The 14,444-nt window shown below is 71.1% G+C and carries 12 protein-coding genes; 7 read left to right on the forward strand and 5 right to left on the reverse strand.

Going from position 1 to position 14,444, the window contains the following annotated elements:
* The 3 genes from VF330_RS34660 to VF330_RS34670 form a co-directional block, all read left to right on the forward strand.
* The coding region (locus VF330_RS34660; protein ID WP_330855951.1) for an FAD-binding oxidoreductase at nucleotides 1–930 on the forward strand (930 nt) is incomplete at its 5' end.
* Nucleotides 927–2,285 carry an amidohydrolase family protein gene (locus VF330_RS34665; RefSeq protein ID WP_330855952.1) on the forward strand — a complete coding sequence of 453 codons (1,359 nt, stop codon included), beginning with the start codon at nucleotides 927–929 and terminating at the stop codon, nucleotides 2,283–2,285. The genes VF330_RS34660 and VF330_RS34665, both read left to right, overlap by 4 nt.
* Complete coding sequence (locus VF330_RS34670) at nucleotides 2,263–3,210, forward strand: LacI family DNA-binding transcriptional regulator (protein WP_330855953.1); 948 nt, start codon at nucleotides 2,263–2,265, stop codon at nucleotides 3,208–3,210. Before VF330_RS34665 ends, VF330_RS34670 begins: the two co-directional genes overlap by 23 nt.
* Here the strand turns inward: VF330_RS34670 and VF330_RS34675 are convergent.
* Entirely contained in the window at nucleotides 3,188–4,150 is a 963-nt protein-coding gene (locus VF330_RS34675; RefSeq protein ID WP_330855954.1) for a YafY family protein, read from the reverse strand. The two genes, VF330_RS34670 and VF330_RS34675, sit on opposite strands and share 23 nt — an antisense overlap.
* 80 nt (nucleotides 4,151–4,230) lie before the next feature.
* Here VF330_RS34675 and VF330_RS34680 point away from each other — a divergent pair, with 80 nt between their 5' ends.
* Both VF330_RS34680 and VF330_RS34685 read left to right on the forward strand, forming a co-directional pair.
* The gene (locus tag VF330_RS34680) at nucleotides 4,231–4,596 is read left to right on the forward strand and encodes a VOC family protein (RefSeq protein ID WP_330855955.1); all 366 of its coding nucleotides are present in this window, start codon (nucleotides 4,231–4,233) and stop codon (nucleotides 4,594–4,596) included.
* 10 nt (nucleotides 4,597–4,606) lie between these two features.
* Nucleotides 4,607–5,077 carry a GNAT family N-acetyltransferase gene (locus VF330_RS34685; RefSeq protein WP_330855956.1) on the forward strand — a complete coding sequence of 157 codons (471 nt, stop codon included), beginning with the start codon at nucleotides 4,607–4,609 and terminating at the stop codon, nucleotides 5,075–5,077.
* Between the two features lie 93 nt (nucleotides 5,078–5,170).
* Here the strand turns inward: VF330_RS34685 and VF330_RS34690 are convergent, their stop codons facing one another.
* The 3 genes from VF330_RS34690 to VF330_RS34700 form a co-directional block, all read right to left on the reverse strand.
* The gene (locus VF330_RS34690) at nucleotides 5,171–8,209 is read right to left on the reverse strand and encodes a beta strand repeat-containing protein (RefSeq protein ID WP_330855957.1); all 3,039 of its coding nucleotides are present in this window, start codon (nucleotides 8,207–8,209) and stop codon (nucleotides 5,171–5,173) included.
* Between the two features lie 196 nt (nucleotides 8,210–8,405).
* Nucleotides 8,406–9,173 carry a hypothetical protein gene (locus VF330_RS34695; protein WP_330855958.1) on the reverse strand — a complete coding sequence of 256 codons (768 nt, stop codon included), beginning with the start codon at nucleotides 9,171–9,173 and terminating at the stop codon, nucleotides 8,406–8,408.
* A gap of 136 nt (nucleotides 9,174–9,309) precedes the next feature.
* On the reverse strand, nucleotides 9,310–11,484 hold the full coding sequence (locus VF330_RS34700; RefSeq protein WP_330855959.1) for a hypothetical protein: 2,175 nt from the start codon (nucleotides 11,482–11,484) through the stop codon (nucleotides 9,310–9,312).
* A gap of 82 nt (nucleotides 11,485–11,566) precedes the next feature.
* Here VF330_RS34700 and VF330_RS34705 point away from each other — a divergent pair, with 82 nt between their 5' ends.
* Both VF330_RS34705 and VF330_RS34710 read left to right on the forward strand, forming a co-directional pair.
* Entirely contained in the window at nucleotides 11,567–12,718 is a 1,152-nt protein-coding gene (locus tag VF330_RS34705) for an AI-2E family transporter (protein WP_330855960.1), read from the forward strand.
* A gap of 6 nt (nucleotides 12,719–12,724) precedes the next feature.
* On the forward strand, nucleotides 12,725–13,168 hold the full coding sequence (locus VF330_RS34710; RefSeq protein WP_330855961.1) for an SRPBCC family protein: 444 nt from the start codon (nucleotides 12,725–12,727) through the stop codon (nucleotides 13,166–13,168).
* On the opposite strand, the gene VF330_RS34715 is transcribed toward VF330_RS34710, so the two are convergent.
* On the reverse strand, nucleotides 13,165–14,361 hold the full coding sequence (locus VF330_RS34715) for a diguanylate cyclase (protein ID WP_330855962.1): 1,197 nt from the start codon (nucleotides 14,359–14,361) through the stop codon (nucleotides 13,165–13,167). The two genes, VF330_RS34710 and VF330_RS34715, sit on opposite strands and share 4 nt — an antisense overlap.
* Nucleotides 14,362–14,444 lie beyond the last annotated feature (83 nt).

Below are 14,444 nucleotides of genomic sequence, written 5' to 3' on the forward strand. Positions count from 1 at the left end.
TCGTTCTCGTGGGTCAACTCGCGGAACAAGCAGCCGCTGGTCTACCACGAGCTCAACGTCGCGGGGATGGCCGCGCACCGGCGGCTGGCGGCGGAGGTTCCGCTCGGCGACTGGTACCACGGTGGCGGCGGCATCGAGTGGGGCGACGAGGAGGCGTTGCGGGCGAAGGTCGACTCGCTCAACGGCCTCGGTTACCGCGCCGAACTGCTGACCCGCGCCGAGGCTTCGGCGCTGGAGCCGGGCATCGCCCCGGAGCGGTTGCCGGATGGCGGGATCGCGTACTTCCCCGACGAGGGGTGGGTCGAGCCGACCCGGTTGATCGCCCACCTGCTGGCGAAGGACGTCGAGGTGGTGGCCGGCGACGTGGTGACGGGGTTCGACCTCCGCAGTGACCTGGTGCGGAGCGTGCGGCTGGCGTCCGGACTGGAGCTCGCGGCAGACGCCGTCGTGAACTGCGCCGGGCCGAGGGCGGCGGAGGTGGCGGCGATGGCCGGGCTGGCGTTGCCGATGCGCAACCTGCCCTGCGTGCTCGTCTACACCTCGCCGGTCGCGGTGCCGTTGGCACGGGTGGTGCACGCGCCGGAGGTCCACCTACGGCCCGAGGGTGACGGTCGGATCCTGCTGCACTCCAGCGAGATCGACCGAGACGGCCAGGTCGAGAAGCTGCTGCGGGACGCCGCGTCGGTCTACCCCGGCATCCGGGCCGCGAGCGTCGAGAGCGTGCGCACCGGCGAGCGGCCGATTCCCGCCGACGGCCTGCCGGTGCTCGGGCGGGCTCGGGACGTGCGCAACCACTTCTTCGCCGTCTCGCACAGCGGGGTGACCTTGTGCCTGCACGCGGGTGGGCTCGTCGCGGACGAGGTGCTCGGCGAGGACCGGGACGACGCGCTGGCGGCGTTCCGCTTCGAGCGGTTCGAGGAGCGGCGATGACGACCGTCGTGCGGGGCGGCGACCTGGTGGACGGCCTGGGTGGCGACCCGCGGCGCGGGGTCGACGTGGTCGTCGAGGGCGGCACGATCAGGGAGGTCGTGGAGCCGGGCAACGGCGAGTACCCGTCGGCGGAGGTCGTCGACGCCTCCGGGTTGCTGGTGATCCCCGGCCTGATCAACAACCACACGCACGGAACGGCGTACGGCCCGTTGTTCCCCAGCGGTCACGAGCCGCTGCCCGTCGCGCAGGTCGACGCGAACCTCGACCGCCACCTGCTGGAGGGGACGACGACGCTGCTCTGCGTCGACGGGTTCATCACGGCGGAAGCGGCGGCGAGGACCGACGAGGCTCATCCGATCACCGTGAAAGCGGCCTCCTGCAACACGCCCGCGTGCCTGGAGGCGGCGGCCATCGCCGACGGCGGCGGGCTCACCGACGAGCACAGGGCGTTCACCGCCCGCCGGGCCGTGGCTGAGGGCGCGGTCGCACTCGGCGAGATCGGCGCAGGTCACACGCTCGGCGGTGGCGGAGCCAGCTACCTGTACATCCCCGAGCAGATCGCGCGGCGCACGGGCGTGACGGTGTCGGCGGTGCAGGCGAACGACCTGAAGGTCGCGGTGCTGGGCAGGCACATCAGCACGTCCGCGTTCGACCGCGACGCGGTGGAGGAGGCGCTGGCCGGCGCGGGACTGGCCGGGAAGCTGTCGGTCGAGGACGCCCGCGAGATCGTGTCGCGGGTGGTCCTGCCCGCGTTCGACGTCGCACTGCGCGGCCTGGCGGAAGCGGCCGAACTGGGCCGCGACCTGGGCGTTCCGGTGCTCGTGCACAACGCGGCCGCGTCGATGACCCAGGTCGCCGCCATCGCGGGCACGGACGTGCGGCTGGTCGCGGGGCACTCCAACCACCCCAGCTTCACGACGCGCGAGGCCGTGCGCCACGCGGAGTCGTTGAAGGAGAAGGGGGTGGTGGTCGACGTGTCCGTCCTGGACACCTTCGGCGGCGAACGACCGCACCTGACGGACCTGCTGTACGCCCTGTTCGAGGCGGGGCTGGTCGACACCATCTCGACCGACTACGCGGCGGGCCGCCACGACCCGATCCTGCTGGCGATCGACCGCGCCACCAGGGCGGGTGTCGTCGGCCTTGGCGAGGCGGTCGCGATGGCCACCTCGGCGGTCGCCGACGTCTTCCCGGGACTGGCACCGCGGCGCGGCCGGGTCGTGCCGGGCGCGGTCGCCGACCTGGTGGTGACGTCCCCGGCGGCGCTGGAGAATGTCCGGACCGTCATGATCGGCGGCAAGGTGGTCGTCCGGGAAGGCAGGCGGGTCGCGCATGAAGCGAGTCACGATCGGTGACGTCGCAGCGCGCGCAGGGGTGTCCACGGCGACGGTCTCCCGCGTGCTCAACGGCGGACTCGTCGCCGAGTCGACCGCCGCGAAGGTCCGGGAGGCGACCGAGACCCTCGGCTACAGCCCGAACGCGCTGACCAGGAGCATCTTCGCCGGGCGCTCCAGCACGATCGGCGTGGTCGTCCGCGACCTGAGCAGCCCGTTCTACCTGGACCTCATCCGCGGGATCGACGAGGTGGCCGCGGCCGCCGACAGCCCGGTCATGCTCGCCAACACCGACCGCGACCCCGCCCGCGAGGCCGCCCAGGTGCGGGCGATGGACCAGCAACGGGTCCGCGGCCTGGTCATCACCACCGACGAGACCGCCGACGACCACGCCCGGCGGATGGCGTCCAACGGCACGCCGTGCGTCGTCATCGCGCGCACGGCACCGGGCCTGCACTCGATCAGCCTCGACGACGTGGCGGCGGGCTGGCTGATGGCCGCACATCTCGCGGAACGGGGCCGGTCGCGCGTGGGAATCGTGAGCGGCCGAGACCGTCCGACGCAGGTCAAACGCGGCGAAGGGCTGCGGCTGGGTCTGGCCGGGCACGGTCTGCGGGCGCCCGACGAAGTCCTGGTGGCAAACGACGACGAGGTCGACGAGGCAGTCGGCTCGTTGTTGCGGCGCAACGACACAGTCGTGTGCACGACCGGCCGTCTCACCGTGGCCGTCCACACGGCACTGACAGCGCGTGGCCTCACGATGCCCGACGATGTCGGTTTCCTGACCATGGACGACTTCCCGTGGGCCGGGGCGCTGGGGATCAGCGTGGTCGCCCAGCCGTCGTACGAGATGGGGCGCAGGGCGGCGGAGATCGTCGTGGCGGAGCCGGCGGACCCGGTCGAGGTCGTGTTCGAGCCGACGCTCATCGCTCGCGGTTCGTGTTAGCGATCAACCGCTCCGCCAGCGCCCGGATCAGGTCGCGCAGCTCGTCGGGCTGCTCCACGACGAACGGCCGGTCGAGCCGCGCCAGCAGCGGCGGGATCCAGTCGAGGTTCTCGGCCCGGATCCGCACCCGCGTCCACGGTCCGTCCTCCTCCAGCGAGGCGATGGCCGACGGGAAGACGGCGCGGATCTCACCGGCAGTCGACCGGATGCGCACGGACACCTCGTGCCGGTGCGGGGCGCCGGCGATCGACGCCAGCACCTGTCGGCCGGGGTCGAAGCCGGCCGGGACGTCGAACGTTCCGGCGCGCGGTGCCGCGGCGGTGATGCGGTCGACGCGGAACGTGCGGACCTCGCCGCTGACCGAGTCGTGGCCGGTCAGGTACCAGCGGCCGGAGTGCGCCACGACTCCGTACGGGTGGACGACCCGGTCGCTGGCACCGCCGTGACCTGCGAGGTAGGCGAGTGCGATCGGGTGGCGGTCGCGTGTGGCGAGAGCGACGGTCAGCAGGACGTCAGCGTCGGCGGGGAGGGCGGGTTTCGCCGGAGCGGTGAAGTCGGTGACCTCCAGGAGCGCGTCCAGCCTGGGGCTCAGCGTGGTGGGCAGGACTCGGCGGACCTTCGCGATCGCGCTCTCCACGGCGGCGACCGAGGTGGTGATCTGGCCGGAACGGCGGCCGGTGACCAGGCCCAGCAGGACGGCGAGCGCTTCCTCGTCGCTGAGCATCAGCGGGGGCATCCGGTAGCCGGGCGCCAGGCGGTAGCCGCCGTAGCGGCCGCGGGTCGAGCGGACCGGGATGTCCAGGTCGAGCAGGCGTTCCACGTAACGGCGCACCGTGCGGTCGTCGACGTCCAGGCGTTCGGCCAGGTCCGCGACGGTGTGCGTGCCTCCGCCCTGGAGGATCTCCAGCAGGGCCAGGACGCGGGCGATCGGACGGGTCACGGGAAGATCCTGCTGATACCGGGCGGATCCTGTCCAGTATCGCTTCTAGCGTGGCGGTGTTCCCGAGGAAAGGACCCGCTGTGCAGTTCGTTTCAGTCCGCGTCATCACCCACGACGTCGCCCGCCTCGCCGAGTTCTACGGACGGGCGACCGGTCTCGAGGTGCGGTGGCGCGCGGAGCAGTTCGCCGAGCTTTTGGGCGGCTCGTGCACGTTGGCCATCGGCAGCGCGGAGACGATGACGTTGTTCAGCGCCGGCGCGGCCGTGCCCGAGTCGAACCGGACCGCGATCATCGAGTTCCGCGTGGACGACGTCGACGCCGAGTTCGAACGGCTCACGGATGCCGAGATCGTGCAGAAGCCGACCACCATGCCGTGGGGGAACCGTTCGCTGCTGTTCCGCGACCCCGACGGCAACCTGGTCAACTTCTTCACGCCGCCTGCCTGAGAATGGGCTCATGGTGATCAGGCCTGCCGAGCGCAGGGACGTGCCCGCACTGGTGGAGCTGCGCCTCGCCAACGCCGAGCGGCACGTCGAGCTCGACCCCGGGCTCTTCCGGGTCCCGGACGTGCGGGCGGTGCGCCGGTACTTCGAGGACGTCGTCGGGCACGCGCTGATCTCGGTCGCCGAGCTCGACGGCGAGGTGGTCGGCATGACCGAGGTGGTGCTGATCCCGCACGACCCGCCGGACCACCAGATCCTGGCGCCGCGGCGCACGGCCGACGTGCACACCGTGGTGCTGGACGGCCACCGGGGACGCGGAGTCGGCGCGGCTCTGGTGGCGGAGGCCGAACGCCTCGCCGCCGCTCACGGGGTTGAGCTCGTCTTCGCGAACATCTTCGCGCCCAACGACAAGGCGCACGCGTTCTACTCGCGGGCGGGGTTCGGGCCGCGCGGGATCCTGCTCAGCAAGCGCGTCACCGGCTGACGCACCCCGGACAGCACAGAGCCCCGGCGACACCGTCGTGTCGCCGGGGCTCTGCTTGTTACCGGAGGAGGGTGTTGCGCACTGCGGGGTGTGTTACAGCTGGCCGGTCACGGTGTCGAACAGGTGAGCCGGGTCGATCAGGGTCATCGCCGGAGCGGCGAACGGCAGCTGCGGCAGCGCGCGCTCCTGCGCCGGAACCAGGCCCTGGGTCGGGTTGAGGTTCAGGCCGGAGAGCGACGCGGGGCCGTCGACCGGCAGGCCCGGCAGCGAGCGCTCGGTGGGCAGGCCGGGCAGCTGCACCGGCAGGGCCGGAGCGGCGACGGGGAGCGACGGGACCGACGGCAGCGAACGGCCGGTGGCACCCACCGGGACCAGGCGCTTCGCGGCGTCGAGCACCTGGCCCAGGGGCAGGCCCTGGACGTTCGGCGTGATGCCGGCCGAGCCGCCGTTCAGCGGCAGGGACGAGCGCTCCTGCGCCACACCGGGCAGAGCCGGGGTGGGCAGCTGGCCCATGGGCAGCTGACCCGCGAGCGCGGTCAGGCCGGACGGGCTCGGGAGGGTGTTGACCGGCAGCTTGCCGAACGGCAGCTGGCCGATGCCGTGGAACGCCGGGACCTCGTCGGCCTTCATCAGGCTGTCGACGCCCTTGGGCAGCTGGATGCCCTTGAGCTGCGTGGCACGCAGGGTGCCCTCGTCCTCGCCGGTGATCTGCGTGTCGGCGTCCGAGCCGATCGTGGTCGCCTGGCCGACGACCTCGACGGGGATGCGCGCGAGCTTGGCGGCCGCCTCGACGGGGACGGTCATCTCACGGGCGGTCAGCGGTCCGCTGCCCTCCGTCAGCATCTCGCCACCGGCCTCGGTGTTGGACACCTTGTCGGTGGTCGTCGTGGCGTTGCCCGCCACCGCGACCGCGTCCGCGAACACGCCGGCGACGGCGTTGGCGGGGACGTGGAGCAGGTTGCCCGAGACGGAGGCGTCGTGGGCCTTCGAGTAGCTGTCGCCACCGGAGACGACGTTGGTGTCGCTCACCACGTCGGAGGTGGTGATGCCCGCCGCGGAGACGGTGTTGCCCGGAACGGCCGGGAGCACCGCCGGCTGCGCGCCGATCAGGTTGCCGGAGACGGCGCCGCCGTCACCGTTGCTGTTGACGTCGCCGCCCGCGACCGACGAGAGGTCGTTGGTGGCCACGGAGTCGACGTTGCTGCCGCCGCCGACCGACCAGCCGAGCACCTGCGTGCCGGTGGCGACCGGGGCCGAGATCGCGTTGCCCGCGATGGAGCCCTGCTCGCCGGTGGTGATGGCGTCGCCGCCGGCCTTCATGTCGGTGGCGTTGTCACCGGTGGTGGCGTTGTTGCCCACCAGGGTGACGCCGTCGGCGAAGACCTGGGCCGGCGTCGAGGTCGGGACCTGGACGATGTTGCCGGCGACCGAGCCCTTCTTGCCGGACGCGTGCGGGGCGTCGCCCGCGGTGACCGTGGTGTCGTTCGCCGAGTCCGACGCGGTGTTGCCCACCAGGCCGGCCGTGACCGCGAAGACCTGCGGCGCGGCGGCGGTGGGGGCGGTCACGATGTTGCTGGAGACCGTGCCGTTGTCGTCGTGGCTGTTCGGGGTGCCGCTGGAGCGGACCGCCTTGACCTCGTCGGCGGAACCGGTCGCCTGGCCACCGAGGGTGGCGGCGAGGCCGTAGACCTCGGCGGGCGTGGCGAACGGGGTCGACACGATGTTGCCGCCGACGACGGAGTCGTTGCCGAGCGTGCCCTGGTAGCCGCTGGTCGTCGACTTGACGTCGTTCTCGCAGGTGCCCACGGACTGGCCGGCGAGCGAGGCGCCGTTGCCGCACACGTCCACGGCGGTGGCCGGGGGCACGTCGGCGATGTTGCCCGACAGCACCGAGTTGTCGCCGATGGTGAAGACGGTGCCGCCCGCCGTCGACGTCGCCTCGTTGGAGTGGTCGGTCAGGGCGTTGCCCACGATCGACCCGCCGTTGCCGCCGGCGGCGACGGGCAGGGAGATCGGCGCGCCCGCGACGTTGCCGGAAGCCGTGGAGCCGTCACCGTTGGTGAAGGTCTCGCCGCCGGCGATCGACTCGTTCTTCGTGTCGCTGATCGCGGTGGCGTTGCCACCCGCGGCGGCCGCGTTGTCGTCGACCGTGATCGGGCCGGCGAGAGCGGGCGAGACGACGTTGCCGGCCAGGGTGGCCGGGTCGCCGCTGGTGAGCGTCTTGCCACCGGCGTAGGCGGCACCGGTCTGCACCGAGTCGGTGGTGGCGTTGCCGGCACCGGCGACCGAGTTGCCGTTCACCTCGAACAGCGGGGCGAGCGGGACCGGCACGGTGTTGCCGGAGATCGAGCTGTTGTCGCCGCTCGTGGTGAGGTCGCCCTCGGAGGAGGCGAACGTGTTGGCGGTCGAGTTGACGTCGGCGATGCCAACGGCACCGATGCCGTTGCCGGTGATCTGGACCGGGGTCGCGCCGCGCTCGGCGACGACGTTGCCGGAGACGGCACCCCTGTCACCGTTGGTGGTGATGTCGCCGCCGGTCGTGGAGACCTGCTCGGCCTTGGTGTTGGTGGTCGCGTTGCCGCCGGCGGCGATGCCGTTGCCGGTGATCTGGACCGGGAGCACGTGGTCGACGGCGACGACGTTGCCGGCGAGGGCCTGGTTGGCGCCGTCCGTGACGATCGTGCCGTCGCGGTGGGTGCTCTGCGAGCAGTCGGCAGTCGCCTCGGAGTTGGCGAGGACCGCGATCGCGTTGCCGCAGATGTTGATCGGCACGTCCAGGTGGCCCTGGATCCTGTTGCCGCGCACCACGTTCTGCAGTGCGGTGCCCTGCAGGTTCTGGCCGGCCTGGCGGATCAGCGGGTTCGCGACGGGCGACGCCGTGCGGGTGGGCACCACGTCGGTGACGCGGTCCGTGCTGATCGTCCGGTCCACGTTGGGAACGGTGACTTCCCGCAACGGGGTGGCGAGCTTGTTCTGGTCCGCCTTGACGGGGACCGACACCGCGATGTCGACGGGCGACGGGGTGGCGTCGGGGTCGACGTTCTCCTGAGCAGAAGCGATGCCCGTACCGAGCATCAGCAAACCACCGGTGACAAACGCGGTCTGAAGTCCGCGCTTTGCCCAGGTCTGCATTGGATCTCCTTTTTCCAGATGTCCCGTCTCTACGACGGGGGTTCACGGGGGTGGGGCCGGACGCGCTTGGGGAATGGGCGCGTCATCACCGGGGGAGTCGCACGCGGTGATCGACCGAAAGGAGCGCAACAAAAAAGCGCGACGGTCGACTTCCGGACAGCCAGGGGAGACGGCTGCCGCGGACCGCGCGCTGAAATCAGTCGGGGTTGATACCGGGCTGCTTGCCCGGCGTCACGGTCACCTCGTCGGTGGACGGCGCGAGGGCGCGCGTCACCGAGGTGCCGAGAGCGTTGCCGGACGCAGCGAGAGCAGCGAACGTGCTGCCCTTCGCAGAACCAGAACCGTCGGAGCACGAAGTGCACTGCACCGGCGCGGGGGCCGGGGCGGGCAGCTTCGGGAACGGGTTGACTGGCTGGGACGGGACCTGCTGGGAGGGCACGGCGAAGTCGTTGTGCTCCACCAGGTCGGTCCACGAGGCACCGGAGGAGCCGGTGACCTGCGGAACCACCACCGTCGTGACCGGCGTCTGGCCGGTCTCGGTGGCGGGTGCCGGGATCTCCGGGAACGTGACGTCCAGGGCCCGCTCGGTGGCGGGAGCCTGCGGCGTGACGATCGCGGGGACCTGGGGCAGGAGTCGTTCGGCGATCTTCTCGACCGCTTCGGAGACCTGCACCTCCGGCAGGGCTGCGCGAGCCTTCTCGTGCTCGGTGCGCAACGTTTCGTCGATCTTGTGCACTGCGGTGGCAGCGGGAGCGACGACCGGCAGCTTCTCGTCCGTCTTCGAGACGATCTTGGTGACGACGTCGAACTGCTGCACGTCGTCGGCTGCGTGCGCCGACGACGTGGTCAGCGCCCAGGCAACGGCCGTCCCGGCGATCGCACCACCGACAGCGAGCAGCGCTCGGGTGGCGAACCGGCGGATGCCGTTCGCTCCCGTCTTCGCTCGCAGATCGGCAGAGGACAACGCGGGAACCTCGCTACTCGGTGGCGCTCAAGGGATTCGCCGACGATCAACTGATCAAGTCGACGTCGGCGACTCTGCCATCACCGCCACCGCGAACGCACGCTCTGAGCGCTCTATTAACTACATCGTGTGACGATCAAACCCGCTTCAGCACCCGCGCCGCACCCGCCGCGGCGGTCGAGGCGAGCACCCAGCCGACCGCGACCAGCGTCGACGAGATCCACTGCGAAGCGCCCGTGAACTGCCACTTCCCGTCGTGGCCGAAGTCGATGATCGGGATCAGCAGGTCGAGCGCGAGCAGCCACGGGTTCCACACCGGGTCCTCGTCGGAGTTGAGCTTGACCATCGTGTGCCAGTTGAACCAGAGCGCGCCGCCGAGCCAGAACACGCCGAGCCAGCAGATCGCGAGCCACGGCCGGTAGCCGTACCCGACCGTCCACCGCTGGATCTGGCCCCAGACCCGGCCGGCCCTGCCGAGCTCGGAGTAGCGGCGGCGTTGCTTCTCCAGCTGGACCTTCTGCGCGAGCTCCTCCTCGCCGCCCTGCTGGTAGACGGCGGCGAGCTGCTCGTACGGTCCCGGCGCGAAGTCCGGCTGCACCTTGAGCAGCCACTTGAGCCGGGTCTCGACCGGCACGTCCGGGTCAGCGGTGATGCCGGCGAACTCGAAGTCGTCGACGGCGACGCCGCCCTCCGCGTCCCACAGGCCGGGCCCGTCGGTGACGGAGACGGCCTTCAGCCGGCTGAGCACGACCTTGCCCTTGGGCTGCTGGCCCTCGGGGATGTGCAGGCGGAACTGGTGCACGGTCAGGCCGTAGGCGTTCAACGCGATGTCCGCCGACGTCGAGCCGAGGTGCGAGTCGCTGAACGTCGCCATCTTGCCGACCTCGCCCAGCCGGATCCGCACGCCGCCGACGGCGGTGAACCCGCGGCTGCACAGGAGGTCCTTGCCGATCGTGATGGCGCGGGCGTCGAGCGACGGCTTCTGGGTCCCGTTGGCGCGCAGCCGGGGCAGCGTCAGCTCGGCGCCGGACATGTCGAGCGTGGAGCCGATGTTGGCGTTCTGGAGCCGGACCGAACCCTTGGCCTTCAGCTCGCGCAGGAACAGCGTGCCGCCGACGCGGAGGCGGTCGGCGAACAGGACGTCGATGCCGGGACCGTGCAGCGAGACGCCGGACATGCTGGCGCTGCCCATGATGTGCGCGTTGGACAGCCGGACCTGGCCGTAGGTCTGCAACGGCATCGACCGGGTGCCGGCGCCGTTGACCGCGCTGCGGGCCTCGACGTCGCCGCGCACTTCCATGCCGTCGGCGTGCAGTGCGACGGGGATGCGGTTCTTGATGTCGCCGGCGAGCTCCTCGGCGACGTCGCGCGGCCCGATCACCGCGCCGGACATCCGCAGGTACCCGCCGATGACCGCGTTGGGCAGCCGGACCGTGCCGGTGCTCGTGAAGCCGTCGTCCAGTTCGACGTTGCCCTCGACCCGGACGCGGTCGGCCACGAGCGTCGCGGCCTCGTCGGCCAGTCCGTGCGGCAGGACGAGCACGTGTTCGACGCGATGGGTGGAATGCAGCCGTGCGCCGGTGAACTCGAGATTGCCGCCGACGCGCGCGCCGTCGAGCAGCACCCGTCCGTCGACGGTGAACCGGCCGCCCTCGGCGTTGCAGAAGATGTTGCCCGCCACGACGATCCCGGACGCCTCCAGCGCGTCCCTGCCGGTGTTCATCAGCCGCGCGCCACCGAGGTGGACGCTGCCGCCGATGGACGCGCCGCGGAGCCGGACCTCCCCGCTGGCCCGCATCGCTATGGCCTGGACGGAACCGCTGACCCTCAGTCGTGCGCCCAAGAGGGCGTGATCGGTGTTGGAGCGGAGGACCGCGCCCGCGAGCCGGAGCGTGCCGTCGACGGCGGCGTCGGTGAGGTCGACCGTACCGGTGCAGGTGAAGCCGGCCTCGAGGACGAGGTCGCTGTAGACGCGCAGGTTGCGACCCTGCAGACCGGGAACGCGGGTGCCGCGCAGCCGCAGCCCGACGAGCCGGGCCATGCGGAGGTCGGGTGCCTCCTCGAACGCGCAGTGGGTGAGGTCGATGACGCGCGTGACGCGGGTGCCCTCCAGCTCGAACTTGCCGGTGATCCGGGCGTTTCGAAGTCGCAGGGCTGGCAACCCCTTGCGCGGCACCCGGTACATGCCGGTCAGCAATCCGGTGAGCACCTCGCCGCGCACGCTCTGCCCGGTCAGGTCGATCTCGGTGCCGCCCGCGTAGGCACCGGCGACCTGGCGTTCCACCTCGGTCAAGTCTTCCGGCTTGATCACTGTCGTCCCTCCCCCTGACAAACCGGATCATCCCCAATCAGCTTCCACCTTGGCGAGGGGCAGAACAGTTACCGTGAGGTCCGTGAGCACACCGGAGTCGGAGATCAGCAGCCGTGTTCCGAGGCTGTTGCGCGTGAGTGCCGCGCTGAGCTGGCGGTTCGTCGTCGTGGTGGCCGCGTTGTACGTGGTCGCGTACGTCTTCGGCTACCTCGCCTCGATCGTGATCCCCGTCGCGATCGCGCTGCTGCTGGCGGCGCTGCTGTCGCCGGGTGTCTCGAAACTGGTCGAGTGGCGCGTGCCACGCGGTGTGGCCGTGACCGTGATGATGATCCTCGGCATCGGCGTGCTCGGCGGCGTGCTGACGTTCGTGATCAGCGAGTTCTCCCGCGGCCTGCCCGAGCTCCAGTCGCAGGTCGGCAACTCGCTCGACGCGATCCAGCGGTGGCTGAAGGACGGCCCGGCGCACCTGTCGGACCAGCAGCTGCAGAACTACCTCAACGACATCGTGAGGACGATCAAGGAGAACCAGGCCGAGATCACGTCCGGTGCCCTGACGACCGCCGCGACCGTCGGCGAGGCGCTGACCGGACTGCTGCTGGCCCTGTTCACCCTCATCTTCTTCCTGCACGACGGCGACGGCATCTGGCGCTTCACGATCCGCGTGATCCCTCGCGACGTGCGCCAGCGCGTGGACGTGGCTGGCCGCCGCGGCTTCGGCTCTCTCGTTTCTTACGTGCGCGCGACGGCCGCGGTCGCCGTGGTGGACGCCGTCGGTGTGGGCATCGGCTTGGCGATCATCGGCGTGCCGCTGGTGGTGCCGCTGTCGGCGTTGGTGTTCCTCGGCGCGTTCATCCCCATCATCGGTGCGGTGTTCACGGGCGCCATCGCGGTCTTGATCGCGTTGGTGACCAACGGCCCGATCGCCGCCCTCATCGTCCTGGCCGTGCTGATCGGCGTCATGCAGCTGGAGTCGCACGTGCTCCAGCCGCTCCTGCTGGGCCGCGCGGTGAAGCTGCACCCGCTCGCCGTGGTGCTGGCCATCGCGATCGGGTTGGTGGCGGGCGGTATCGCCGGGGCGCTGCTCGCGGTGCCGTTGCTGGCGGTGCTGAACTCCGGGATCCGGTCGCTGGTGTCCGACGCGGACGCCGTGCAGAAGCCGGAGAAGGTGGACGTGTTGAATCCTCAGGACACGGCACCGAAGGACGACAAGAGCACACGCGTCGAGGAGCTCTAGAACCACGTGCGCACCGGCAACTTCGATTACACGATCAACGGCAGGGGCACGGTCGCGGAGGCCGTCGAGCTGATGGCCGACGTGCCCCGCCTGGTGACCATGCACCCGCTCGCGATCGGGACCAGGGCGGTCCCACCGGGACCGGACGTCCTGCGCAGCACCGCCGTGACGTCACGGCTCAAGCTCGTCGGCCCGCTGGGCTTCAAGATCACCTACCGCGCGGACCTGCTCGTCCGGGGCGAGGACGAGGTGGTCACCGTCGCGCACCAACAGCCGCGGACGACGCTGCACAGCCACGTCCGGGTCTCCGACGCCGGGGACGGGCGGGTGCGGATCAAGGTCGCCATCACGTTCGAGTCGCCGGCGCCGGTGTTCTCCTACGGCTTCGCGAAGGCCCGGTTCGCGCACGCGCACATGGCTAGTGAGATCGAGAAGCACCTGAACGACTAGGCCATCGACACCAGGTTGCGGCCGTACGCCTTCGCCGCCAACAGCGCCGCGTCCGCCGCCACCAACAGGTCCGGCAGCTCGTACCCGAACCGCCCGGTGGTCGCGACCCCTATGGACACGGTCAGCCCGCAGAGCTCGTGCGGTTTGCCGTCGGTGGCCATCGTCGGCACGGTCAGCTCCGCCACGGCCTTGCGCACCCGTTCGGCCACCGACTCCGCCTCCTCCGGGGTGGCGTCGGGCAGCAGCACGACGAACTCCTCGCCGCCGAAGCGGCCGACCAGGTCGCCGCGGCGGACGGTGCTGCGCAGCAGCAGGGAGATCGCGGCCAGAGCGGCGTCGCCCGCCAGGTGGCCGACCTCGTCGTTCACGCGCTTGAAGTGGTCGAGGTCCATGAGCATCACGGCCATCGTCCGTTCGCGGTCGGCTCCCTTGGTCAGCTCGTAGCGGGCGCGGCTGTCCCAGTGCACGGCGTTGGCGAGGCCGGTCTTGGCGTCGCGCTGGGCGGAGCGGCGCCACTGCGGGAGTTGCGCCGCTCGTTCCAGCAGGGCCAGGGACGGGCCGGCGATCAGGGCGTGGACGGCGTTCGTCTGGGCCACGCAGCCCATCAGGCCGCCGATGGACACGGCGACGACGCCGAGGATGACGTCGATCGGTTCGCCGACGTTCTCCTCGAAGGTGGCTGACGGGGTGCGCAGCTTCAGGCCGAACGCGATCAGGCCCGCGCGCAGGGCCAGCAGCACGGTGGCGCCGGCCACCATGAGCAGCAGGTTCGCTTCCGGGTCCGACCAGCCGAGCAGGTAGCGGGTGGCGAAGACGGCGAGGGCGGTGGCGCTGAGGGTGAAGAGCCAGCGGTGGGTCTCGGGGCGTTGCGCGAGCAGGCAGTGCAGGGCCGGGCCGAACAGGAGCAGCACCAGCAGGTTCGGCGGCAGGGCCAGGATTCCCGCGGTCAGGTAGGAGAGGTGCGCCGCCCACGGGTTGCGTTCGGTCTCGCCCAGGCGGTGGCTGTAGATGGAGCTGCCGATGATCACCGCGCCCGCGGTGCCCGCGATGGCGACGAACCTGCCGACTTCGGAGGGTGACGGCGTCTCGGTCGAGATGATCGTCCAGGTCACGGTCGCGAGGGCGGCCACGTCGACCAGGATCCAGTAGCAGAGCGCGGGCCGCCGCAGTGTCCACACCGGCCAGTCGCGCACCTGTATGCCCTCCCCACCTGAACCCGGAGAGCGTCGCACATTCCTCCGTTCGGCAGAAGACGGCCACCTGGGGGTTAGCCAGG

The organism is Lentzea sp., from assembly GCF_036380075.1.
GTDB lineage: Bacteria > Actinomycetota > Actinomycetes > Mycobacteriales > Pseudonocardiaceae > Lentzea.

Excerpts from the sequence above, each read along its gene's own strand:
- VF330_RS34665 (WP_330855952.1), top strand. The coding sequence starts at position 927 with ATGACGACCGTCGTGCGGGGCGGCGACCTGGTGGACGGCCTGGGTGGC.
- VF330_RS34670 (WP_330855953.1), top strand. The coding sequence starts at position 2,263 with ATGAAGCGAGTCACGATCGGTGACGTCGCAGCGCGCGCAGGGGTGTCC.
- VF330_RS34685 (WP_330855956.1), top strand. The coding sequence starts at position 4,607 with ATGGTGATCAGGCCTGCCGAGCGCAGGGACGTGCCCGCACTGGTGGAG.
- VF330_RS34690 (WP_330855957.1), bottom strand. The coding sequence starts at position 8,209 with ATGCAGACCTGGGCAAAGCGCGGACTTCAGACCGCGTTTGTCACCGGT.